This window comes from Acinetobacter sp. TR11, from assembly GCF_027105035.1.
In the GTDB taxonomy this organism is placed as follows: domain Bacteria; phylum Pseudomonadota; class Gammaproteobacteria; order Pseudomonadales; family Moraxellaceae; genus Acinetobacter.
This window is the reverse complement of the sequence record NZ_CP114256.1, coordinates 448,434-471,420: the sequence shown is the minus strand read 5'-3', so window position 1 is coordinate 471,420 and position 22,987 is coordinate 448,434. Positions and strand designations below refer to the sequence as shown.

The following is a 22,987-nucleotide window of genomic DNA, read 5'->3' as shown; positions in this document are numbered from 1 at the left end:
ACAGCCTTGTCGGTATTTTTATTTCCATAGATCTGCTTTCATTTCGATAATACGCCCCTGCTGTTCACCTTGCTGTGTCTTTTCAATCCACTTCCACTCACTCTTGGTCATGGTTAAAAAGTTTGAACAGCGTGTTCCATAAATTGGGCTTTGAATAAAAGTTGAAGATAATAATTCTTCCATTTCCACACTAATCCCTGTATCTGGCAACAAATCTGGAATAATTTTTCGTTCATCTTCCAAAATATCCCAGACTGAATATTGCAAATCAGATTCTGTAATCGTTGATTGTTGCAACATTGGTAAAAATTCTTGTGTAAAGCGTTTACGTAAATGTTTGGTTTTCTCCCAATCTTCTGACATTAAACCGTTGGAAACAACATAAACACCATTGGCTAAGACTTGTGGAGCTTCCCCCCGATTACTCATATAAACCGCTTGCTCTCGATCACCGACAAACAAATTAAAACCAGCATAGTCTTGTTGTTGCTGTTCTAATTGTTGTGCAAAACGAATGGGGGCTAAATCACTTTCTAAAAAAGACTGGATTAAATGCCCACGTGAAGTTGAGTATTGGTTTTTATCTCTTCCATTTCGAAAATTAGTCACGATTGCCCAACGCCCAGACTCAGTGACTCCCATCCATGCCCCACCTGACTGTAAATCTTGCCCAGCAATTATCGAACTGTCATCCCATCGATGTAAAACAGCACTTGGTCGATGATAAAATTCATCACGATTTGAAATTAAACACAACGGCATATCATCAAGAACATGCCATGCAAAAGCGACAATACACATTAATTCTGTTCTCACATCTTTACACATTGAATGTACAACATTTTTCACATCATTCCGCTACAATCTGCTCAAAACTTAATTTCAAATTCTAAATTGAGGAACAGCAATGCTGACCTATCCAAATATTGATCCAGTTGCGCTGAGCTTGGGACCAGTTAAAGTGCATTGGTACGGACTCATGTATCTCTTGGCATTTTTATGCGCTTGGGGCTTAGCCTCTTATCGTGCTAAACAACGTGATGGTTGGACTGCCGATATGGTCTCAGATCTGGTGTTTTATGGCGCTCTAGGCGTAGTACTTGGTGGTCGTATTGGCTATGTTTTATTTTATGAGTTTGGCAAATTCTTAGAAAACCCACTTTGGTTATTCCAAGTATGGACAGGTGGAATGAGCTTCCACGGCGGTTTCTTGGGTGTCATGATCGCAATGTTATTCTGGTGTAAGAAATATCAGAAAACATGGTTTCAAACATTGGACTTTATTGCGCCATGTGTACCGACAGGTTTAATGTTTGGTCGTATCGGTAACTTTATTGGTGGTGAATTGTATGGTCGTCAAGTTCAAGACCCTAGCTATCCATTTGGGATGGTTTTTCCAACCGATCCATTGGGCTTAGTTCGCCATCCATCGCAAATTTACCAAGCACTTTGTGAAGGTCTGATTCTATTTATCATACTTTGGTGGTTTAGCGCTAAACCACGTCCTCGTATGGCGGTTTCAGCATTATTCTTGATGGGCTATGGAGTTGCACGTTTCTTCATGGAGTTCTTCCGTCAGCCCGATGCAGATCAAGGTTTTATTCTATTCGGTTGGATGACTAAAGGTCAGATTCTCACTGTACCAATGTTACTGATTGGACTGTGGATGATGTGGTATGCCTATCAGAAAAAAATCTACGATTGGCAAATTAAAAAATAAAACAATGGGAGCATATGCTCCCTTTTTTAAATCTAAACTTTTCCTAACAACGCTTTTACGATATCACCTAAACGTTTACCTTGCGCTTCGCATAATACTTTTTCATCTACACTCAAATTTTGATCATGACGAGGGCCACTGACATGACTTGCCCCATACGGCGTACCGCCTGTTTTAGTATTCGACAAAGCTGGAATTGAGTTGGGCAATCCCATGATGAACATACCATGATGGAATAATGGCGGTAACATGCTAAGCAAAGTACTTTCCTGCCCACCATGCATCGAGCCAGAAGAAGTAAAAACACATGCTGGTTTATTATGCAAAGCACCATTCAACCATAAACTCGTCGTTTGATCCCAAAAATATTTCATCTCGCTCGCCATATTACCAAAGCGAGTAGGTGAACCAAGTGCTAAACCTGAGCAATACGTCAAATCATCTAAAGTACAATAAATATCCCCATCTGATGGAATGCTTGGCTCTGCTTGCGTCACGACAGTTGAGAGATTAGGAACAGTTCGAATACGAGCTGTCATGCCAGAAGATTCAATTCCATCGGCAATTAAATGTGCCATTTCTCGAGTTGAACCATATTTACTGTAATAAAGAACAAGAACGTAAGGTTGCATCACTTTAATGAATTTTGTTAAAAAGAACACTATACGACATTTTTCATCTTTTGAGCTGTAGTCAGTCCTGTGCTTACACAGGATTTTATTAAAAATAACTAGGATAGAACCCATGATCTTAAATCGTTATCTAAGAAAACTGCCTTTTTTAGAAAAAACATGGTTTCAATTTATTGTATTTGTGTTACGACGGTTCGAAGCCGATCGCTGTAGAGAACAAGCAGGTGGTTTGACCTACACTACGCTCTTTGCCGTTGTTCCGATGCTGACTGTTTTCTTAGTCATTATCTCTTCAATTAAAGCTTTAGAGCCTGCTCGACAACAACTACAGCAATTGATTTACAGTAATTTTTTACCAAAAAGTACCATTGCCTTTGACAAAGCATTGAACGCATTTACAGATAAATCCAGTAATCTCACCATTATTGGTGTGCTATTTCTGTTTGTGACCACCGTGCTTATGCTTACTTCAATCGAAAATGTCTTTAATCGTATTTGGCGTGTCAAAGAAACTCGGGCAGGTCTTGTTGGCTTTATGCGTTATTGGACGATTATTTCTCTAGGTCCAATTATTCTAGGCAGTGCTTTTGTCCTCTCGTCCACTGTCGCTTCAATGAATATTCTCAGTAATAACTTTGCGGGTTATCAATTAGATGGCTCTTTCCTTTTATGGCTTATTTCATTTCTACTTACAATTGTTGGCTTTTTCATTCTTTACTGGACCATCCCTAATCGTAGCGTCCCTATTCTTTCCGCTGTTATTGCTGCATGTTTTAGCGCAACAGTATTTGAAATACTAAAACGCTTTTTTGGTTGGGTGATGAGTAATTTCACCAGTTATGAAATTGTGTATGGTGCTTTTGCTGCTGTTCCAATTTTTCTACTTTGGATTTATTTGTCTTGGAACATTATATTATTGGGCGTGGAAGTGAGTTACGCACTGACTGCTTTTCATTCAGATAAGGAGCAAAAGCGTCATCCTATCTTGATGCTATTGGACATATTAGAGTTGTTTTATAAAAAGCAACAAATTGGAGAAAGTGTCAGTGAACAAGAACTACTTGGGATTATTGGACGCGGTGAATTAGGACGCTTACCTGCATATATCCTACATTTAGAAAAACAGAACTTAGTCAAACGTACAGACAATGATGAGTATGTATTGGCTAGAAATCTTGAGCAAGTCGATTTCTGGAGCTTTTTTACAGCTCTTCCTTACCCCTTACCATTACGTCATGATGTGGCCAATATCCATCAAGATGATGAATGGATAGAGCGTTTAGGGCCATCCCTCATCGAGAGTAATGATTATTTAGCTGCCAAACTTTCGATTCCTCTTTCGACTATTTTTGAACAGAAGTAACAAGAAAGACCTCAACCGAGGTCTTTTCTTTATTTACTATCTCGCTCATACGAAATTAGGTAGAAGCTATTTATTAACAGCACTTGTTCTTAATCATTATGCTTGAACAAACGTAACCCAATCATATTCTCCTGATTGGGTTATTAGTTTCATGGTTAATTGATCATTTGAATGTAATGCACCGACGCCAGCAGGCGTACCCGTCATAATGACATCGCCCGCTTCCAAACTAAATGACTGACTAATCTCAACCAATAAAGCACCGACATCAAAAATCATGTCTTGGCTAAAACCATGTTGGCGTTCAACACCATTAATCATTAAAACAAGCTCTAACTCTTGTAAATCGCCAATTTCATCTGCTTCAACCCAGTCTGCCAAGATACATGCGCCGTCAAAAGCTTTTGCTCGTTCCCAAGGCTGTCCTTTCGCTTTTAAGTCATTTTGCAAATCACGTAAAGTTAAATCCAACCCTAAAGTCACAGCACCAATCGCTTCTAAAGCTTTGCTTGGATCGGTTTCCTGCGATAATGGATGTGCGATTTGCAAACAAATTTCACATTCAAAATGGCATTCACCTAAAGCCTGATTCCAATAGATACCTTGAGCTAAGCTACTCAAACTACTCGGTGGCTTGATAAATAAAATTGGGCGATCAGGAATTGCATTACCTAGTTCTTTCGCATGTTCAGCATAATTTCTGCCTACACAAACAATTTTTGACGGACGTGTGCTCATAAAAGCTCCTTGTTCCTTAAATCGCGAATGAAGTTATTTTTTAAAACTATTTTCAAATTTGGTTTGATCTGCTGGATCAGTGAATGCACGCTTTGGAACAATAACGACCGTATGGTTTTTCAACTCCAACATATAAGTCAGTTTACCTATTGCAAAAGATTGTACCTCTGCATACTGCGCTGTTTGCTTTTTACCTGTGGCATAAAGTTCAAAATGATCTTGATAAAGGTCAATTCCCTGCTCACTTTTTCCAAATTGATAGCGAACAAACTGACGTTTAAACAACATCGGTAACAACCAATAGCGCATCAATCCTTGCATAATCAGAAAAAAAGCACCCAATGCAACGTAATAACGCCCTACATCTGAGAAACCTAAATAGATTCCCCAACCAATAATTGCAATACTAATAACAGGTGTTAGAAAACGACTAAAGGTCTTTTTACCAAAAGTGACAAGAGCAAAACCATCTTGTGATTCTTCTAAATTAAGATAATAGCGCACAGATACAGTTGGACGTTGTTCAGACATTTTTGATTTCTAAGATTTGAAAAAACTCATCTATTAGAACATAAATGACTTGAGCGTAAATCAGATTTATAGCGATTTTATACAAAATTCAAATACGGCGTAGCACTACTCTAAGTTGCTTTTTAACAAAGAGATGGAATTTCTAATTCAGTAATAATGAAATTACGCTTAACTGACCAACATTAACCGCTATAAGTATTTACTTGCAGAGATAATCCTTTGTCTAAGATTTCGATGCTCAAGAAAGTTTTACACAATACGACTGTTTTTTAAACAAAAAAACTTTTATTAATAGCAAGGCTCTATTATTTATGCATAGATGCCACTGACTATATCACTAAGAAAAATCAAAGGAATGTGATGTTTTATTTGAATGGATTTATATGTACAGCCGTTTTTTTCAGCATAATGCAAAGCTGTTTTGCACAAATCATCACATGGAATGACAATATACCAAGTGCTTTACAACCTTTTCAAAATAATCCACAACTATTGGCAAGTTATACGCAGAATAATATTTTTATTTACCCACATCCCAATACCAAGACCAATGTGCCTACCCTCAAAAGCAACTCACAACCGAGTGTAAGCTTTACATCTGCTGCACTCATCGTACCTGCCAATGTACAACAAGTTGCCAAGACATTAACCGACTTTAATCAATATGTCGGCTTGTTTCCAACACTCAAATCTGCAAAGACACTGGAACAATCAGGCAATATTATAAAAATGAAATATCAGGTCTCCATTCCAACGCCTATTCCAGTTCTCAACTTTAATGAAGATGTCACTCTACAACATCAGATTAAATCGAATAGTATTGCCAGTTTAGTGATTGATTCTCCTATTCCATACGGTGTAGGAAAATTTGAATGGTTCGCCTTAGATGATCATCGAACCTTAATTACGCTCACCCAATGGGGTGATTTAAACCAACCTAAAGGATTTATTTTTAAGAAGATTCTAAATGCAATTCCTGAAGCCAAATTAGGTATCCCAAGTTCAACCAATGCCTTTATCCTAGAATCACTTCGAACACGCTTTATTAAACCGAATATTGTTGCACTAAATTCAGGACAAATTCCAAGTCCACAATTAAATGAAACTCAACTCGCTAAAATTGCACAACTGAGTCAAAACACTCAACAACCCATCAGCTATCTACATGTCCCGACCAGCATTTTGTATACACATGGGCGGGAAACCATGCGCTTCACCACAACCTATCAATTTTATCAACAGCCACCGCAGCTATTACATAAATGGTTGAGTCCTTTAGCCTATAAAGAATTATTTCCAAGACAAGTCAAGAAAATCATCACCTCTCCAATCCAAAATCAAGGTCAAGATGCAGATATTCAAGTGAATGTGGGTTTAGGTGTGATTAATATTCCTTTTGCATTTAAGCTGCATTTCAACTATCCAAATACTGTTGAAAATAACTTTTATGCCAATGGTGGTGATTTGCGATTTATTAAAGGAAAAATGATTGCCACAGAGCTTAATCAAGGTACTTTATTTAAAATCACTAGTTCAATGAAAATTGATGAAAAAGCACCTTTTTTATTAAGAGCGATGCGAAGCCTGCCCTATCATGATGTACTGCCTGCTGTTGGTGGCAATACTGTATTTGTACAAAAAATTAAAACCAAAATATAAGGCACAAAAAAACCGCATTTAAGCGGTTTCTTTCATTTTATCTTTCGATAAATTCAAATTGGTGCGCTCAGAGAGATTCGAACTCCCGACCCCTTAGTTCGTAGCCAAGTGCTCTATCCAGCTGAGCTATGAGCGCATATTTGATGGAGCGCATTATACGCATTTTTTCCCCATTGATAAGTGTTTTTTAATAAAATAGAAATCAAATGGTGATTGATTGATCGTTATGAATTTAAAGTACAATAGTTATTATCTTTTAAAACAACATAAATAACTGATTTTATTATTAATAAAATGAATGAAGAACCTTAATTTAAACATCAAACAGATATTTCACAGTTGAACTAATCCAAACTACAGACACAAAAAAACCGCAATTAAGCGGTTTCTTCTATTAAGTTGGTGCGCTCAGAGAGATTCGAACTCCCGACCCCTTAGTTCGTAGCCAAGTGCTCTATCCAGCTGAGCTATGAGCGCATTACTTATGTGCCTATTTAGGCATGTGTTACTTTAAATCTTTACTTGGTGCGCTCAGAGAGATTCGAACTCCCGACCCCTTAGTTCGTAGCCAAGTGCTCTATCCAGCTGAGCTATGAGCGCTTTAAGTAAAGTGGCGGTGAGAGAGGGATTCGAACCCTCGGTACAGTTACCCGTACACTTCCTTAGCAGGGAAGCGGTTTCAGCCACTCACCCATCTCACCGTAACACGAGCGCAATAATACAAACTAAAACCACATTACACAAGAGATGATCCTGTTTTTTTCTCTTTTTTTAAATCAATCAAATGTTTTTTAACCAATTCTTATGTTTTTTCGGCATTTTTTAGCTCAACGCTTGTTAATATAGTGTTCTCTCCTTTATTTAGATTGGACAATAAACAGAATCTTGCAATCTTTGACGTGCAGTTAAAGTTTGAATGACTTATGCTAAACCGATCTGCCAGATGTGAAATGAAACGATATGACTACAAATTGGGTTGATCCCGAAGCAAAAGCAGAAGCGCAACGTTATGATAATCCTATTCCTAGCCGAACTCTTATTCTAACTACATTAGAACAATTAAAAACTGCACAGTCTCATGCAGAACTGGTTGACCACTTTAATATCCCAGATCAAAAAAGTATTGATGCATTGAATCATCGTTTAAGTGCAATGGTTCGCGACGGTCAGTTAATGAAAGATGGTTTTAAATACCAACCTGCAACCGATTTGCCAAGCCATGAAGCAACGGTTTATATCAACAGTAAAGGTTTAGGTACGGCCAATATCGCAGGTCAGGATGATGTCCTGTTACCTGAACGTGAATTACGTCTAGTCTTTAATGGTGATCGTGTTAAAGTACGCCAAACTTCTGTTGACCGTAAAGGTAAAGCTTGGGGCTTTATTACCGAAGTCGTACAACGTCGTGTCAAACAAATTATTGGTAAAGTCGCTGAACATGAAGGTGAATACTTTATCCAGCCAAGTAATCCAAATCAGCACCAACCAATTACCCTCGAAAAAGAATTGATTGAACATGCCAATGCCAAAGTTGGCGATATGCTACGTGTTGCGATTGATGATTACCCAACTCGTGAAGAATTAGCGACAGGTCATGTTGTACAGTCGATGGCGGACAAAGCTGACACTGAAATTATTATTCCACAAACCATTTTAGAATTTGGTTTGCCTTATGAATTTCCAGAAGCCGTCATTAAAGAAGCTGAAAGTTTTAAAGAACCTTCAGAACAAGATCGCAAAGGTCGTGTTGATTTACGCGATTTGCCATTAGTGACGATTGATGGTGAAGATGCACGTGACTTTGACGATGCCGTATTCGCAGAGAAACGCTCAGGTGGTGGTTACCGTGTTGTAGTGGCAATTGCAGACGTGAGCCATTATGTCCGTTTAGATTCGCCTTTAAATGAAGAAGCTGAAGAACGTGGTACATCGGTTTATTTCCCACACTTTGTTTTACCGATGCTACCTGAAGCATTATCAAATGGTTTGTGTTCTTTAAATCCGCATGTTGACCGTCTATGTATGGTCTGCGATTTAAAACTGTCTCGTGCAGGTAAAGTCACAGGTTATGAGTTTTACCCTGCGGTGATGCATTCCAAAGCACGTTTGACCTATAATCAGGTGGCTGCTTATTTTGACGGCGCAACCGATGCCATTCCGCAAGATAAAAGCGTTCATAAATCGTTAAATACACTATTCCAGCTTTATCAGACACTAAAAGAACTACGTGCCAAACGTCATGCGATGGAATTTGAAACCATTGAAACCTACATGACCTTTGATGAGTTAGGTGGTATTAAAGAAATTTTGCCACGTACTCGTAATGATGCACATAAACTGATTGAAGAATGCATGTTATTGGCGAACGTTGCTGCAGCTGAATACTCATTAGAACATGATATTCCGATGCTTTATCGTGTACATGAAGCACCAGAGTTTTCACGTATTCAGAAAGTACGTGATTTCGTCAAATTACTCGGTTTGCCATTCCCAGAGCAACCAACCCAAGCTGATTACCAAGCCGTGATTGAAGCAACCAAAGATCGTTTAGATGCGCCAAGTATTCATGCAGTGTTATTACGTTCGATGATGCAAGCCTATTATGGCGCAAAAAATTCAGGACACTACGGCTTAGCGTATGAGGCTTATACGCATTTCACTTCGCCAATTCGTCGTTATCCAGATTTATTGTTACACCGTGCAATTAAAGCCTATCTCGATAAGAAAGTTTATCCATTGTCTGGTGCAGCTTTAGATGATGCAGGCGAGCATTTTTCACAAACTGAACGTCGAGCCGATGAAGCTTCACGCAGCGTCACCACATGGTTGAAATGCCATTATATGCAACAGCATTTAGGTGATGAGTTTGTTGGTATCATTAGTGCGGTGACTGAGTTTGGTCTATTCGTGACGCTGAAAGACCTCTATGTCGATGGTATGATTCATGTCAGCCAGCTCGGTGAAGACTTCTTCCTTTATGATCAAGCCAGCCAAAGTTTGATTGGTCAGAATCGTGGACAGTCATTTAGCCTCGGTGATGAAGTCAAAATTCAAGTGGCGGGCGTAAATCTGGAAGAGCGTAAGATTGACTTCCAATTGGTTCAACAACTCACCCATCTCGGTCGTGCGATTCGTCAAAAAGCACCTCGTACTACAGCGCCTAACCGCACTCAAACGACAGAAGAGGTTTTTGGCAAACCACAATCGACAACAGCTAAAGTTAGTGAAGATGGTGAAAAGCCTGTGCGTAAGAAAAAGGATAAGAGCAAATCGAGTTCTTATAGCAAAAAGCCAGCTAAAAAAGCATCTGCTAAGCCTGATACGAAAGAAAAGGCCAAAAAGAAAGTGAAAAAGAAAAAGTCGAATGCGAAAGCAAAAGCTGAGTAGTTTTTACACGATAAGAGAGCTTCGGCTCTCTTATTTTTTGTTATATAATGAACAGATAGACTATTTCTAAATATAAATAAAATCCGAATGACTCACTACCGTATCACAAAATATTATTATCACCATTACGTTTCTATCCTCTTTTTCTTTCTCACAATCGGTGCTGCTATTTCTATATTTTGGAGTGATTTTTCACCTAACTTTACGGTAGAAATTGTCGCCTTAATCATTTCTTGTTTTCTCTATGCTTTACTCCTCATTTATTTTCTCTACTTGAAAAAGAAACAGGAATGGGTTATTCCCAGACAATGGGAAAAAGTACAAAAACAACCTAAACGTTATGCTTTATTTTTTTTCCCTTTATTCATTATTCCCGTACTCTGGCTCAACTTAGCAGGTACGCTTCCAATGATCTGGACGTATACGCTAGGAAAACCTCAAATCATAGAAATATCAGCACAAGCCGTAAAAAAGCGCTATAAAAATACCGATCTTTATTCTTTTCAAACAATATATTCAGGGATCCCTATTTTCAGAATTACATCAAAACAATATGCAATGTATAGGGATCATCAACTCAAATTAAAGCTATCTACCCGTCATAGCACATTCGGTACATATGTAATGTCAATTGATGAAATCCAGGTTGCAACGCAAAACCCAACGAATAAATAATCAATCAACCTTGATTTCTCCCTCGCTAAGCCCTACATCTATATCTATGTTTAAAGATGAATATGGCAAAAATACAATGACACTCCAACAAGCGACACTTCCCCTTCCTCAATTTGATCAAATTCAACTTGCCGATTTAAAACAACAGATTGAACAAACGATTCAAAACGGTCAAAACTTCTTAAATCAACTCAATGAAGTTCCACAAGGCTCTGAAGCCCAACTGGCAACCTTGGCAGAAGTTGATCAACTTGAAAATAACATGAGTGAATCGTGGGGCATTTTGTCACATCTCAATGCAGTCATGAACAATGCTGAAACCCGTGAGGTTTACCAAGCCCTGTTACCAAGTTTAAGTGAATACTATACGCAGCTTGGACAACACACGGCGCTGTATCAAACCTATCAACAGATTCATGACAGTGCAGCCTTACAAACGCTGAGCGAAGCACAACAAAGTGCCATTAAACTCGCGCTACGTGATTTTAAACTGTCTGGTGTGGCTCTCGAAGGCGAAGCGAAAAAACGTTATGCGGAAATTTCAGCGCGTTTATCCCAGTTGTCTTCAGACTTCTCAAACCATGTACTCGATGCAACCCAAGCTTATTTCAAGCCTTTAGCTGAAGTGCAACTCAAGGGCCTTCCACAAAGCAGTGTTGAACTGTTAAAACAATACGGACAACAACATGAGCTTGAGCAAGCCGTTGCCACACTCGACTTCCCTGCCTATTTTGCGATTATGACCTATGCCGATGATCGTGAATTAAGAGAAGAACTCTACAAAGCTTATGTCACCCGTGCCTCAGAACAATCCCATCACACTGAATTTGACAATACCCCTGTGATGGAAGAAATCCTGAGCTTACGTCAAGAAATGGCACAACTGCTTGGCTTTAACAACTTTGCTGAATATTCCCTTGCCAGCAAAATGGCACCTGATGTTGAAACTGTTCATCAATTCTTAGTGGATTTGGCAGAGCATGCGCGTACCCCTGCACTAGCTGAAATTGCAGAACTAAAAACCATTGCGCAACAAGATGGCATTGATGAACTCAAACCTTGGGATGCAACCTATTACTCTGAGAAGTTGAAACAGCAGCAATTCAACTTGTCCCAAGAAGCACTTAAACCATATTTCCCTGCGCCAAAAGTGGTGGATGGTTTATTCCAGATCGTGCAACGCCTTTATGGTATTCAAATCATCGAACGCCAAGCCCCTGTTTGGCAAAATGATGTACGTTATTTTGAAATTGAAGATCAAGGTCAAGTGGTCGGTGGTTTCTATTTTGACTTATATGCCCGTAACGGCAAACGCGGTGGCGCATGGATGAGTGGTTTCCGTTCTCGTGTGCAAACAGCCAATGGTCTACAAAAACCAATTTGCTATATGGTGTGTAACTTTACCCCACCGATTGGCGATCAACCTGCACTATTAACTCACGATGAAGTCATTACCTTGTTTCATGAATTTGGACATGGCTTACATCATATGCTCACTGAAGTGGATAACATCTCAGTTGCAGGCACACACGGCGTGGCATGGGATGCGGTGGAGTTACCAAGCCAGTTTATGGAATTCTGGGCATGGGACAATGAAAGTTTAGATGTACTCAGTGAACACATCGAAACCAAGCAAACTTTGCCCCAAGAATTACTATCTGCGTTACTCAATGCGCGTTTCTTCCAATCAGGAATGCAAACCTTACGTCAGATAGAATTTGCATTGTTTGACCTAAGCATTCACCGTCAGACACCTGCCTTAAACAGTCAACAAATCCAAGCCACACTGGACGATATTCGCGATAAATTTGCTGTGGTTCCTGCGGTACCTTATAATCGTTTTCAACATAGTTTCAGCCATATTTTTGCAGGCGGTTATGCAGCAGGTTATTACTCTTATAAATGGGCAGAAGTTTTAGCCAGTGATGCCTTCGATCGCTTCGAAAGTGAAGGTATTTTTAACACTGAGACAGGAAAAGAGTTTAGAAAGTTTATTCTAGCAGTTGGCGGAAAAGATACAGCACTTGATGCGTTTCGCAATTTCCGAAAAAGAGAACCAAAAATAGATGCATTATTACGCCATCAAGGTTGGACGAACACCAATAAAACCGCTTAAACTACGTCATTATTGTTCACAGGGTGTAATTAACTGACATGAAAAGACAGTTCATCGCGGGTGCAAAATGCCCTAAATGTGGCGCCTTAGATCGTGTGGTTAAGATCATCACTGTGGATGACGAGTGGATTGAATGTATCGAATGTGCTTATAGCGAAAAACGCCCGACCCACGTAGAACAGGCGCAACCCGCTGAGCCAGATGAGATTGGGGTGATACAATTCAAACCTCGTCATTTTGACTAGAAGGTTAAAAATGATGTCCACATACCAAACTCAAAATTCCAAATTATTATGGATGATAATTGGTGGAATTAGCGTTGTTGTGGTTTTGTTTCTTGCAATTCAATGGTTTTTATCACAAAAAGATCAGCAATCGACAACCACAGCTACACAACCAATTGCCGAAAAAACAATTATATCCAAGGCAGAAACAACTGTTAGTCCAGATATAAATACGGCGAGCAGTGAAGTTGCTGCACCAATACAATTAGTTGAAGAGTCAATTGTCAAATCACCACTTCCGAGCAATGATAGTTTAGCCAAAGAAGAGATTGCAAAGCTAGATGATATTCATCAGCAACTGCAAGAGCAACAGCGTGACTTGAAACAACAAAATAACGATGTTGATACTTTACTTAAGCTCAAAGAAGATCAAATTAAACTTTTGGAGGCTCAAATCTCCGCACAACATAAATCTTAAAACAAAAAAAAGCTTTAATCCGATTTAAAGCTTTTTACTCATTTAAATATCAATCTCATATTTCTAATCGCAATTTTTCATACAGATCCTGATAAGTTTGTATTTACACTGATTGCGGTATGATGGATATAAGTTACTCAACAAATCTAAAATCCAGTTTAAAAGCACATTTCTTTCATCGTTTGACAAGCATACAATAACTTTAGTCTCAAAGTTTCGTGTCTAATATGAATTCACTTCAAACTAATCGCAACCTTTTACTTGCGATTGGTTGCCTGACAACCTCGGCCCTTCTCTTTTCGATCATGGGTATCTGTATTCGTTATGCATCACATACGGTTGATAACTATACAATTGTATTTTTCCGCAACATAGTTGGACTCATCCTATTTCTGCCTTTTATTTTTAAACAAGGTATTGGCTTTGTAAAAACAGAAAAACTATGGATGCATACTTGGCGTAGTATTGTTGGACTTGCAGCCATGTATGGTTTCTTTTACGCAATTGCGCATTTAAAGTTATCAAATGCAATGGTATTTACCTACTCTTCCCCAATTTTTATTCCAGTTATTGCATGGCTATTTCTAAAAGAAAAAATCACCATTGCTATGCTTTGTGCAGCTGTTTTAGGATTTATTGGTGTATTTTGTGTTGCTAAACCCGATCAAGGTCTACTGAACTGGATTTCGGTGATTGGTATTGTCTCAAGCTTACTTGCATCAATGGCTTTTGTAACCGTTCGGGCATTAACTCAAACCGAACCACCTGAACGCATCGTATTTTATTTCTGCTTGATAGGATCAGCACTTTCTGTGATTCCAATGTTTTGGATGTGGCGAACATATCATCTAAAAGAATTATTCTTTTTGATTGGCGCAGGGATACTTGCTAATGTCAGCCAAATTTTTATGTCTCATGCTTATCGACTTGCGCCAGCAGGACAAATTGCACCTGTGAATTATATGGCAATTATTTTTGCAGGTGTATGGGGCTTCTTACTTTGGGATGAAGTACCTGATTTATACAGCGTGATTGGATTTTGTATTATTTTGCTGGCAATTTTATTATGTAGTCCATTGACGCGAAGAGAAAAGAAATGGCGTTTCAAACGTTGATAATATTTCATTATTTTAGATAGACTAGCGACACTACAGAGACAGAAAATTCAAGTTGATGACAATAAAAAATCCTATTTTTGCAAATGAATCCCATGAAATGATCTTAGCCTTCGATAAGGCTCAAGAAACCTTTAAATACTTTTGGCGAGAGCTCTATTGGGAATATCGAAGAATAGTTCCTGCTTTTGATCTTGCTTATGTTAAATGTGCATTTACACAAGAGCATATCGATTCACCAAACTCACCTCTAGTTGAATATATGTGGGTAGAGCAAATTGATTTTGATGGAACAACTATTTATGGTCAGTTAATGAATCAACCAAACTACATCAACAATGTACAAGTAGGTGAAAATATAAAACAACCATTTGAAGCTATCGTTGATTGGATGTTTTTAACTCAAGATCAAATCTATGGAGGCTTCACAATTCAAGAATATCGTAAGCAACTAAATGATTCTGAGCAAAAAGAATATGATGAAGCATGGGGAATAGATTTTGGCGATCCCAATAAGACTTTATTTGTCTATGATCAAGAGGCACATCCAGAGAATCTAATTGAGCATCCTATGTGTGGGAAAATGTTAGATAATTTTTTAAACTTTATCCGAACCAACCCAACTGCACTTCATGAAAGAGATGAACATGGTAATCAACTATTACACCGTGAAGCCATTGCAGGTAATTTTTTATTCGTTCAAGCCTTATTGGAATATAAACTAGATAAATCAATTCTAAATAACCAATCAATGACCGCCTTAGACCTTGCTAGAAAAATGGGATGGGAAAATATTACAACCTTATTATATTAATTTTCAACCACTTATAAAAATTCCCGTTTTATAGACAGCAATAAAAAAGCAGCCGAAGCTGCTTTTTTAAATTTCAACTTTTAGTGTTTATACCAACCAAACATTTGGAAGACATAGGGTGCATAGGTCACCAATACTAAAGATGAGAACAATACGATAATCGGTAATAACCAACGTTCATAACGATAATAGAAACTTGTATATTTCTCTTTCGCTTCCTTATCAGCAGCCGATACTTCTTCATCCCCGACAGAGAGTCGCGTCAGCAAGTGGTTCAATGCAACAGGTGGTGTTACATAACCAAATTCGAATGCAACCAATACGATCATCCAGAAGTGAATCGGATGAATACCATTCTCATAGGCGACTGGCGCTACTGTCGCAGCAACTAAGATTACCGCACCGAATGGATCAGTCGTCATACCAATAATTGCAAGTAACATTGCAATAAAGGCAAGAGAAATGTAGATATTACCCAAGTGTGTTGGTAATAACTCAACCACTTCAGCACGCTCGATTAAACCACCAACGCTCGCAGATAATGCCATCAGTAGAATCAACGCACCGATATGACCAACTGTTTCTGAGGTTGCAAAACGTATAGCCCCACCAAAACCAAAACTCTTAGCACCATGAGGATCATGGCTTTTTAAGAAGTCTGATTTCTGTTCATGTTCACGAACTAATGCCTCATGCTTTGCATCAACAACTGGAGCTGGTGCAAGTTTTGCTGCAAACAATTTGTCAAACAAAATCATTGCAATCAACACCAATGGTAAAATCATTGGCGCGGTAAACTCATTGATCGATGTATCTAAAGCAAATTTATAGAACAACACAACAGCGAAACCAATGATTACATATGGAATCACAGGCACACATGCGCGTAACATTCCAGGTACAGCAACTTTTGGTGAATTTACACGGAATTTTTCTTCAGCAAGAATCAATGAAACGCCAAGGAAAATAAATGCAGTTAACCAGAAAACATAGATACCATGATCAAATAATTCTGTAGACGTTACATGGCGGCTATCTAACATTGAAATCAAAATTACAAGTAAGCATGGACGAATCACCACACCTAAAGAACCCGACATTGCCGATACAGCTAATGCATATTGACGGCGTGCTCCAGAGTTCCAAACCTCTTTATAAATGATTGCACCTGCGGCAATAACGAAAATACCAGAAGCGCCTGTATATGCTGTTGGAATTGCCGCTGCAATTAAGATTAACCAAGTTAAAGTTTCAGGTGCTAGATTCCACGGACGCAGGATATTTAAGAATAAATCCATCACACGCGTTTGGGTCAGTAACATACCTGCCCAAATAAACAATGCAAGGTTTAAGAAAATACCAGAGAACTCAACAATAATTCCCAAGTAGATCCCTTGCCCCATTGGATAATCCATGAAGAAAGTAAAGATTATTCCCGTGATCAGTGACATCTGTGCATACAATGGTACGCTCAGCACCGCCAAACCAAAATTACCTTTAGGTTGCGCTGTTTTAGGAATTAAAAATAATTGCACTAAGCTGATTACGGTTAAAGAGACAAAGAGTGCTATCCATAACCATGAAATCGTCAATGTCTTCGCAGTCAATTCTACGCCAGAATTCAGCAACGAGTTATATTGACTAATTGTCGATAAACTCAGTAAGGCATTACCTGCAACCATAAATGCTGAATAGACACGATAGTCCATCTTCGTCTTAGGTGCACGTAAACCAATGTGGTGATAACGTAAAGAAGCTGTGATAGAGGTGAACAACACCATGATCAGTAAAAGTACAGTCTGATTTTCAGAACCTAACTTAAAAATACCAAAGAAAGTGGTTTCAACTTGACGATAAGTACGAATACTTGGATGAGCATCCAAATGTTTCATGGCTTTATCGTAGAATTGATATTTTTCTTCACACTGTTGTTGTGCAGCTAATAAAGAAGCGCGTACATCTGATTCAGATGCTGTACCAAACATACTTGCAAACTCATCAGCAGCATTTGCTTTCATCTGCTCTTGAACTTGTGCTTCAATATTAGGATGTCGATCACAAGATGGTTTTTCAGGTTCAGCTCGTAAAAACGAATACTGCATTCCTATTTTTTCATCACCGTACAAACGCTCCCCCATACGGAGCATTTGACCGTGAATCATCTCGCCAGTACCAATAAGCAAAGTCATTAGCAACAAAGCAAGAATGATGAATGTTGATATCCAATCATTCCAGATATAACCCAGTCGGGCTAATCCAGACTTTTTCTCTTGATCATTTTGCATGTCTATTCCAGTTTATTGTTATCAACACCCATCCAAAGATGTTGAATCATGCGATGTCCATGGTTGATAGATAAGTGAATTTACCCTCTTCGTAACCAATCCCTTTTAACCGCCTAAATTTGCAGCAATCTTTTCCAAAAAAGAATGACTACAATCACTTTTTTGTTGGTTTTTTTTATCAACTTATATGTTCTCTCTCTATCCTTCTTAACAATGAATAACCTAACCCACAGAACAAACCACCAATCGCACCAATCAAATGAGCTTCTGTCAAAACAGGACTACCAATTAACTGTGCAGTACCTGTCTGACCAAAAGTATTTTCCCATATTAATTTTGCTGAGATCAGCAACAAGACCAATAAGGCAAATTTTCTTTCTCTAGGATATTTCAGATACACGAGGCCAACAGCAACATATAATCCATGCAACACCCCAGAAAGACCAGCATATGCATCGATATAAGGTAAGTAGAAATAAAAGATAAGACTAATAAACGGAGGAAGGATTAAAAGCAGAACACATAAGTGCCAATTACGAGCATGAGGAAAAATAAAAGGTAAACATGCGAATGCCAACATATTTAAGAAAAAATGCATCCATCCAACATGAACCCAATGTGCAGTCCATAAACGCCAAAATTCAGCGAGTAAACTAGGTTTCCAATAAATGAAGTGATCTGCAAATACTTGCAAGCACGCTGATATAGAAACACATACAGCGATTAAAATAACTTTCGGTATCCATACGTGATCTTTCATCCATTACCACCCCATGAAAAAACTGACCTTTTACCAGTTTAAATGTTTCACTTGTAAAAGGTCATTTAATTCAAGTTTACTCTGCTGGTGCTGATGCGCCATCTCCACCATCAAATAACGCATCCAATTCAGATGAACTTTCTTTCTTATCGTCCCAGAAAGAAGTCAAACCTTCATCACCAGAGCGTACACCTGTATTTTCAGTCCAATAACGATCAGCTATACCACGGACCATCAAACCAGCCATCTTATCGATCAATCTAAATTGAGGATTGGCTGGTTTGTCTTCACCTGTTGCAGCAGCATAAGAACGGAAAGCGTCACGCAGTTTGGCATCATCACCACTTGCTTGTGCAGCGACTGCATATAATGCATGTGATAAACGAACACCTTTTTTCTCACCAATTTGCATTGATTCTTTCATGGTTGCATAAGGTTCAGGTTTACCGTCACCCGCACCTGGTAATAAAGTCCAAATCACTGCTCGCGTCGCCATCGGCGCGCCCCAGAATTTTTCATTATCCAAACAGGTCATGCCACGCTCAACAATACCCGCAATATCTTTCGGGACATTAATCGCGCCACCAGAGTTAATATCATTGGTCATCGCTTGCAGACCACTTACCATCCCTAAAAGGTAAACTGTCTGATCTAAATCATTGCGCATTGTTGGGCATGAATCACCCAATTTATATTTATATTTTGATTCCCAACGATTTGCAAAAAGTTGATAACCTGCATATTGACGTTCAGCAGCAATCCCCGCCCAACGTTTTTGTTCAATACGAGCATCTTGAGCTTCAGAAACTTGACCTGCTTTTGAAGCACGCAAATAGCGGAGTTCCGCTTCTAAAGCTTTATTTTCAGCACAAATACCTGCTGAGGTATACAATAACACCGCCATACGTGTTGGATCAGCACCCATATCCTTGGTTGACATCACCGCTGGAGTTAAGGCATTACCTGAATTACACACCATTTCGGCGTCATCCATCGCCAAAATTGGTGGAACAATATGATTTTCACTAAAACTTAATGCGACATTAGCCCCTGTTTTAATGATTTGTGAACACCCTGATAATATTGATGTTGTGAGTAACGCAACCGCCACACCCTGTCCCATTTTTTGGAATTTAGACATTCTTCCTGTCCTCTAATTAATTTGTTTTTCCTTTTAGATGTACCTTATCAGATGCAATACTTGAATTAAAGAGTAATTGCTCTAATTTAACATGTGCATTTTGACACAATTCACAGATAGGTGAATTGACAGAGAGTTGAAAATACAAAAATTTTAGGCAAAAAAAAGTAGCATTGCGACGGTTCAGCACATGCTACTTATTAACTGGTAAAAACGTGAAACTCTTTATCTTTTAGTTTTGTTGAAAGTAATCCTTGAGTAATGTTCCAGCTCTTCCTACAACAATCGCCATAACAATTGCAATTACTAGAAACATCCACATTGAAATCTCCATAGAGACCTCCTACAACATTGCGTATCTACTTTTGATAGATACTAGATTGGCGTTCGTCATCAGTATTCACGGGAGTATGATATATTGATGACACTTTCAATCTCTTTCTCTTGGTCACAACAACTTTAGATTGATGCGATTCAAGAAGTTCCCTGAGTAAAGTTCCTGCTCTTCCTATAACAATTGCAAAAAAAATTGCAATCACCAGAAACGACCATGTTGGAATTTCCATCACTTTGGAGCTCCACCACACTTTACGTTGGTGTTTGTACTTTAACGAAAATGAATACGAGTTGACGGTCATATTGTCTGACAATTCAGATTTTCACGAAATTTTAGAGTATTTAATCTAACAATTTAAATAAACGTAAAGTAAAAACAATATAAATAATTGAAAAAAAACATATAATTAATTATATACAGTTGTAAAATTGTCTAACAATTAAAGCATTTTTATTAATAATTTTAAGTTTTGCCACTGCGAAATTGACAATTGATCCCACCAAATCGTTAAAGGTTGGTACTGAGTATCAGAAAAATAGATCGTAATATAAGCTTGGTGATCAATAATTTTAGTGATTGTTCGACCTTGGATTGCGATAGAAGTATCCACAAACTCAAATGACCAATGCTGATGATCCAAATACTCAAAACGCTTTATTAAAGGACGCCGTAACAATAGAAACCAAAATAAAACCATCACAACAAGGCTAAGCAGCCAAAATGAAAGAGCTAGCAATTGGTAGGCTAAAATGAGAACAGTGACAAAAACTAAAAGTTGCAATACAAAGGAAAACCGACTGTATTGCAACTCAAAAACACGATTAGCCGTGTACATAATGTTTTAATTTTAAAATAAAATCTTTTAACTCAACGCGAGGCGGCTCACCCACTTCCATAAACCAATCCAACAAGTCTGGATCTTCTTGATCAACCAACTCTGCAAATAGCGCCTTTTCATCAGCATCGGCGGTTAAATAATAGTTTTTAACATAAGGATCGAAATACACATCAATTTCTTTTAAACCACGACGTGCGCGATAAACGACCTTACGTTCTTCCAAACTTATTTCATCAGACATTATTTGTTCCACTATGCAACAATTTTATAATCATAGTGTACTCGATCCCCCATTAACTTCGCAGCGTTTTTTCTCAAGTGACCAAATACATCAATCAAATTGAGCATTGATCACATTGTTCACTATTTTCAATTTCTTGTATCGTGATGATCATCGTTTAAATCCAATGACTAGGGAAAAAATAACAAATGCAATCAGGTGCAATTCGTCCAATTCCAAATATGTTGCCACGTAAACTATTTACTTCTGATCATGAAGCATTTCGTGAAACTGTACGTAAATTTTATGAAAAAGAAGTTGTGCCAAATATTGAAAAATATGAGAAACAACAACATGTTGATCGTGACTTATGGAACAAAGCAGGTGAACTAGGCTTACTCTGTACCACAATGCCAGAACAATATGGTGGTTCTGGGGTTGATCGTTTGTACAGTATGATTCTGATTGAAGAACAAGCTTATGCAATGGACTCAAGTACAGGTTTCTCATTACACTCAGACATCGTTGCCAATTATGTCAATAACTTTGGTAATGAGGAACAGAAACAACATTGGTTGCCAAAAATGGCAACAGGTGAAACAGTTACAGCGATTGCCATGACTGAACCGGGTACAGGTTCGGATCTTCAAGCAGTTCGTACTACAGCTGTACTTGATGGCGATGAGTATGTCATTAATGGTTCAAAAATCTTTATTACCAATGGTTATTTATGTGACATGGCAATTGTCGTCTGTAAAACAGGCAACAATGAAAAAGGTTCAGCCAATTTATCATTGATCATCGTTGAAGCGGATCGTGTTGGTTTTAGTAAAGGTAAACCTTTGAATAAAATCGGCATGAAAGGACAAGATACTTGTGAATTGTTCTTTGACAATGTGCGCGTACCTAAGGAAAACCTACTTGGTATGGAAGGTATGGGCTTCATCATGTTGATGAAAGAATTGGCATGGGAACGTATGTTGGTTGCGATTATTTGCCAAGCAGGTGCAGAAGCAGCATTTGCACATACTGTTCAATACACCAAAGATCGTAAAGCATTTGGCAAAGCGATTAGTACTTTCCAAAATACACGGTTTAAATTAGCTGAATTACGTACTGAAATTGATTTCTGCCGTACTTATTTAGATCGTTGTATGGAATTACAACTTGAAGAAAGCTTAGGTGTGGATGCCGCAGCGGCAGCTAAATACAGAATTTCAGATATGTTCTCAAAAGTTGTGGATGATTGCTTACAGTTACATGGTGGCTATGGCTATATGTTGGAATATCCAATTGCGCGTGCCTACATCGATAACCGTGCTAACCGTATTTATGCGGGAACAAATGAAATTATGAAAGAATTAATTTCTCGTACACTTTAAACATAAATTGGAAAGTTAAAGGGATCGTGTTTAATTACACGATCCCTTTTTTATTTATTTAGTTCCAGGTTTTTCAGTTGTTTGAGCTGGCGTAGGCGTTGGATTCATTCGTGCCATTAGTTGCTTTACCGTTGGATTATCAATATGTTGCTGCATAGTGACATTTAAAGCAGTGCGTGCATTTTGCGTAGTGAAATGTGCAACTTCACTTCCTATCTCACTGGCTTTTTTAGCCCATGCTTTCCCTTCTGTAGATTGATAAAAGGTTAATGCAGCTTGTAGTTCCTTTTGACTGAATGTTTCAACATAGCGTTGAATAATGAATTGCTTACGCTGTTCACTGTTTAAATTTTTGATCAAATCTACGTAAAAATTTTCAGGTATATCTTTAGGCAAACGCATTCGGATTTGCTCTAAAATCATTTTATCGGTGTTTTGTAAACCTTGTTCGGTTCCATCTACAGATACCAATTTTTGAGCAATAACTTCTTTCTGTTTTACATCATCAGCAAAAACAAATGTACTGAATAATAATGTCCCCAAGATTAATAGCTTTTTCACTCAGTCATCCC

General features: G+C 38.3%; 22 protein-coding genes and 4 tRNA genes. 11 read left to right on the top strand and 15 right to left on the bottom strand.

All coding sequences use genetic code 11. The features are described from left to right. Positions 1-18 precede the first annotated feature (18 nt). Positions 19-801 carry an NRDE family protein gene (locus O1450_RS02255; protein WP_269230393.1) on the bottom strand — a complete coding sequence of 261 codons (783 nt, stop codon included), beginning with the start codon at positions 799-801 and terminating at the stop codon, positions 19-21. Positions 802-907: 106 nt separating this feature from the next. On the opposite strand from O1450_RS02255, the gene lgt reads away from it, so the two are divergent. Further along, the gene (lgt, locus tag O1450_RS02250; protein WP_269229543.1) at positions 908-1,720 is read left to right on the top strand and encodes a prolipoprotein diacylglyceryl transferase; all 813 of its coding nucleotides are present in this window, start codon (positions 908-910) and stop codon (positions 1,718-1,720) included. A 32-nt stretch (positions 1,721-1,752) separates the two neighbouring features. Here the strand turns inward: lgt and wrbA are convergent, their stop codons facing one another. Continuing rightward, on the bottom strand, positions 1,753-2,352 hold the full coding sequence (gene wrbA, locus O1450_RS02245; RefSeq protein WP_269229542.1) for an NAD(P)H:quinone oxidoreductase: 600 nt from the start codon (positions 2,350-2,352) through the stop codon (positions 1,753-1,755). 112 nt (positions 2,353-2,464) lie between these two features. Here wrbA and O1450_RS02240 point away from each other — a divergent pair, with 112 nt between their 5' ends. Then, the gene (locus O1450_RS02240) at positions 2,465-3,715 is read left to right on the top strand and encodes a YihY family inner membrane protein (RefSeq protein ID WP_269229541.1); all 1,251 of its coding nucleotides are present in this window, start codon (positions 2,465-2,467) and stop codon (positions 3,713-3,715) included. Positions 3,716-3,811: 96 nt separating this feature from the next. Here O1450_RS02240 and O1450_RS02235 read toward each other — a convergent pair whose 3' ends face one another. Then, a complete protein-coding gene (locus O1450_RS02235) occupies positions 3,812-4,453 on the bottom strand; it encodes a fumarylacetoacetate hydrolase family protein (RefSeq protein WP_269229540.1) in 642 nt (213 codons plus the stop codon). A 33-nt stretch (positions 4,454-4,486) separates the two neighbouring features. Then, complete coding sequence (locus O1450_RS02230) at positions 4,487-4,984, bottom strand: YcxB family protein (protein WP_269229539.1); 498 nt, start codon at positions 4,982-4,984, stop codon at positions 4,487-4,489. Between the two features lie 360 nt (positions 4,985-5,344). Between O1450_RS02230 and O1450_RS02225 the strand changes: the two genes are divergently transcribed. Continuing rightward, positions 5,345-6,643: an SRPBCC family protein gene (locus tag O1450_RS02225; RefSeq protein WP_269229538.1), complete on the top strand. Its 1,299-nt coding sequence runs from the start codon at positions 5,345-5,347 to the stop codon at positions 6,641-6,643. Positions 6,644-6,702: 59 nt separating this feature from the next. On the opposite strand, the gene O1450_RS02220 is transcribed toward O1450_RS02225, so the two are convergent. The 4 genes from O1450_RS02220 to O1450_RS02205 form a co-directional block, all read right to left on the bottom strand. After that, a tRNA-Arg gene (locus O1450_RS02220) sits at positions 6,703-6,779 on the bottom strand. Positions 6,780-7,043: 264 nt separating this feature from the next. Beyond that, positions 7,044-7,120: transfer RNA gene (locus tag O1450_RS02215), tRNA-Arg, on the bottom strand. Between the two features lie 46 nt (positions 7,121-7,166). Next, positions 7,167-7,243: transfer RNA gene (locus O1450_RS02210), tRNA-Arg, on the bottom strand. Between the two features lie 11 nt (positions 7,244-7,254). Continuing rightward, a tRNA-Ser gene (locus O1450_RS02205) sits at positions 7,255-7,344 on the bottom strand. A 259-nt stretch (positions 7,345-7,603) separates the two neighbouring features. On the opposite strand from O1450_RS02205, the gene rnr reads away from it, so the two are divergent. The 7 genes from rnr (at position 7,604) to O1450_RS02170 (ending at position 15,452) form a co-directional block, all read left to right on the top strand. Then, positions 7,604-10,030: a ribonuclease R gene (gene rnr / locus O1450_RS02200; RefSeq protein WP_269229537.1), complete on the top strand. Its 2,427-nt coding sequence runs from the start codon at positions 7,604-7,606 to the stop codon at positions 10,028-10,030. Positions 10,031-10,117: 87 nt separating this feature from the next. After that, complete coding sequence (locus tag O1450_RS02195) at positions 10,118-10,705, top strand: hypothetical protein (protein WP_269229536.1); 588 nt, start codon at positions 10,118-10,120, stop codon at positions 10,703-10,705. A gap of 76 nt (positions 10,706-10,781) precedes the next feature. After that, positions 10,782-12,821 (top strand): M3 family metallopeptidase, encoded by a 2,040-nt coding sequence (locus tag O1450_RS02190; RefSeq protein ID WP_269229535.1) that lies wholly within the window; start codon positions 10,782-10,784, stop codon positions 12,819-12,821. A gap of 38 nt (positions 12,822-12,859) precedes the next feature. Then, positions 12,860-13,066 (top strand): YheV family putative metal-binding protein, encoded by a 207-nt coding sequence (locus O1450_RS02185; protein WP_004657752.1) that lies wholly within the window; start codon positions 12,860-12,862, stop codon positions 13,064-13,066. A 10-nt stretch (positions 13,067-13,076) separates the two neighbouring features. Next, entirely contained in the window at positions 13,077-13,523 is a 447-nt protein-coding gene (locus tag O1450_RS02180) for a hypothetical protein (RefSeq protein WP_269229534.1), read from the top strand. Between the two features lie 227 nt (positions 13,524-13,750). Further along, positions 13,751-14,638, top strand: a complete 888-nt coding sequence (locus tag O1450_RS02175) for a DMT family transporter (RefSeq protein ID WP_269229533.1) — start codon at positions 13,751-13,753, stop codon at positions 14,636-14,638. Between the two features lie 58 nt (positions 14,639-14,696). Further along, complete coding sequence (locus tag O1450_RS02170; protein WP_269229532.1) at positions 14,697-15,452, top strand: YegJ family protein; 756 nt, start codon at positions 14,697-14,699, stop codon at positions 15,450-15,452. An 80-nt stretch (positions 15,453-15,532) separates the two neighbouring features. Here the strand turns inward: O1450_RS02170 and O1450_RS02165 are convergent, their stop codons facing one another. The 6 genes from O1450_RS02165 to O1450_RS02140 all read right to left on the bottom strand — a co-directional run bounded on the left by O1450_RS02165 (position 15,533) and on the right by O1450_RS02140 (position 21,054). Beyond that, the gene (locus O1450_RS02165; RefSeq protein ID WP_269229531.1) at positions 15,533-17,737 is read right to left on the bottom strand and encodes a TRAP transporter large permease subunit; all 2,205 of its coding nucleotides are present in this window, start codon (positions 17,735-17,737) and stop codon (positions 15,533-15,535) included. Between the two features lie 178 nt (positions 17,738-17,915). Then, complete coding sequence (rrtA, locus tag O1450_RS02160) at positions 17,916-18,497, bottom strand: rhombosortase (RefSeq protein ID WP_269229530.1); 582 nt, start codon at positions 18,495-18,497, stop codon at positions 17,916-17,918. A 76-nt stretch (positions 18,498-18,573) separates the two neighbouring features. Continuing rightward, positions 18,574-19,638, bottom strand: a complete 1,065-nt coding sequence (locus O1450_RS02155) for a hypothetical protein (RefSeq protein WP_269229529.1) — start codon at positions 19,636-19,638, stop codon at positions 18,574-18,576. Positions 19,639-19,997: 359 nt separating this feature from the next. Beyond that, positions 19,998-20,204 (bottom strand): hypothetical protein, encoded by a 207-nt coding sequence (locus O1450_RS02150; RefSeq protein WP_269229528.1) that lies wholly within the window; start codon positions 20,202-20,204, stop codon positions 19,998-20,000. Between the two features lie 210 nt (positions 20,205-20,414). After that, positions 20,415-20,810, bottom strand: a complete 396-nt coding sequence (locus tag O1450_RS02145; protein WP_269229527.1) for a hypothetical protein — start codon at positions 20,808-20,810, stop codon at positions 20,415-20,417. Then, entirely contained in the window at positions 20,797-21,054 is a 258-nt protein-coding gene (locus tag O1450_RS02140) for an FAD assembly factor SdhE (RefSeq protein WP_269229526.1), read from the bottom strand. The genes O1450_RS02145 and O1450_RS02140 overlap by 14 nt, the downstream gene beginning before the upstream one ends. 188 nt (positions 21,055-21,242) lie before the next feature. Between O1450_RS02140 and O1450_RS02135 the strand changes: the two genes are divergently transcribed. Continuing rightward, positions 21,243-22,415: an acyl-CoA dehydrogenase family protein gene (locus tag O1450_RS02135; RefSeq protein ID WP_269229525.1), complete on the top strand. Its 1,173-nt coding sequence runs from the start codon at positions 21,243-21,245 to the stop codon at positions 22,413-22,415. Between the two features lie 54 nt (positions 22,416-22,469). On the opposite strand, the gene O1450_RS02130 is transcribed toward O1450_RS02135, so the two are convergent. After that, on the bottom strand, positions 22,470-22,976 hold the full coding sequence (locus O1450_RS02130; RefSeq protein ID WP_269229524.1) for a DUF2059 domain-containing protein: 507 nt from the start codon (positions 22,974-22,976) through the stop codon (positions 22,470-22,472). Positions 22,977-22,987 lie beyond the last annotated feature (11 nt).

Bases quoted from the DNA above. Each gene is read 5' to 3' on its own strand.
- O1450_RS02255 (WP_269230393.1), bottom strand. From the start codon at position 801: ATGTGTATTGTCGCTTTTGCATGGCATGTTCTTGATGATATGCCGTTG.
- lgt (WP_269229543.1), top strand. From the start codon at position 908: ATGCTGACCTATCCAAATATTGATCCAGTTGCGCTGAGCTTGGGACCA.
- wrbA (WP_269229542.1), bottom strand. From the start codon at position 2,352: ATGCAACCTTACGTTCTTGTTCTTTATTACAGTAAATATGGTTCAACT.
- O1450_RS02240 (WP_269229541.1), top strand. From the start codon at position 2,465: ATGATCTTAAATCGTTATCTAAGAAAACTGCCTTTTTTAGAAAAAACA.
- O1450_RS02235 (WP_269229540.1), bottom strand. From the start codon at position 4,453: ATGAGCACACGTCCGTCAAAAATTGTTTGTGTAGGCAGAAATTATGCT.
- O1450_RS02230 (WP_269229539.1), bottom strand. From the start codon at position 4,984: ATGTCTGAACAACGTCCAACTGTATCTGTGCGCTATTATCTTAATTTA.
- O1450_RS02225 (WP_269229538.1), top strand. From the start codon at position 5,345: ATGTTTTATTTGAATGGATTTATATGTACAGCCGTTTTTTTCAGCATA.
- rnr (WP_269229537.1), top strand. From the start codon at position 7,604: ATGACTACAAATTGGGTTGATCCCGAAGCAAAAGCAGAAGCGCAACGT.
- O1450_RS02195 (WP_269229536.1), top strand. From the start codon at position 10,118: ATGACTCACTACCGTATCACAAAATATTATTATCACCATTACGTTTCT.
- O1450_RS02190 (WP_269229535.1), top strand. From the start codon at position 10,782: ATGACACTCCAACAAGCGACACTTCCCCTTCCTCAATTTGATCAAATT.
- O1450_RS02185 (WP_004657752.1), top strand. From the start codon at position 12,860: ATGAAAAGACAGTTCATCGCGGGTGCAAAATGCCCTAAATGTGGCGCC.
- O1450_RS02180 (WP_269229534.1), top strand. From the start codon at position 13,077: ATGATGTCCACATACCAAACTCAAAATTCCAAATTATTATGGATGATA.
- O1450_RS02175 (WP_269229533.1), top strand. From the start codon at position 13,751: ATGAATTCACTTCAAACTAATCGCAACCTTTTACTTGCGATTGGTTGC.
- O1450_RS02170 (WP_269229532.1), top strand. From the start codon at position 14,697: ATGACAATAAAAAATCCTATTTTTGCAAATGAATCCCATGAAATGATC.
- O1450_RS02165 (WP_269229531.1), bottom strand. From the start codon at position 17,737: ATGCAAAATGATCAAGAGAAAAAGTCTGGATTAGCCCGACTGGGTTAT.
- rrtA (WP_269229530.1), bottom strand. From the start codon at position 18,497: ATGAAAGATCACGTATGGATACCGAAAGTTATTTTAATCGCTGTATGT.
- O1450_RS02155 (WP_269229529.1), bottom strand. From the start codon at position 19,638: ATGTCTAAATTCCAAAAAATGGGACAGGGTGTGGCGGTTGCGTTACTC.
- O1450_RS02150 (WP_269229528.1), bottom strand. From the start codon at position 20,204: ATGGAAATTCCAACATGGTCGTTTCTGGTGATTGCAATTTTTTTTGCA.
- O1450_RS02145 (WP_269229527.1), bottom strand. From the start codon at position 20,810: ATGTACACGGCTAATCGTGTTTTTGAGTTGCAATACAGTCGGTTTTCC.
- O1450_RS02140 (WP_269229526.1), bottom strand. From the start codon at position 21,054: ATGTCTGATGAAATAAGTTTGGAAGAACGTAAGGTCGTTTATCGCGCA.
- O1450_RS02135 (WP_269229525.1), top strand. From the start codon at position 21,243: ATGCAATCAGGTGCAATTCGTCCAATTCCAAATATGTTGCCACGTAAA.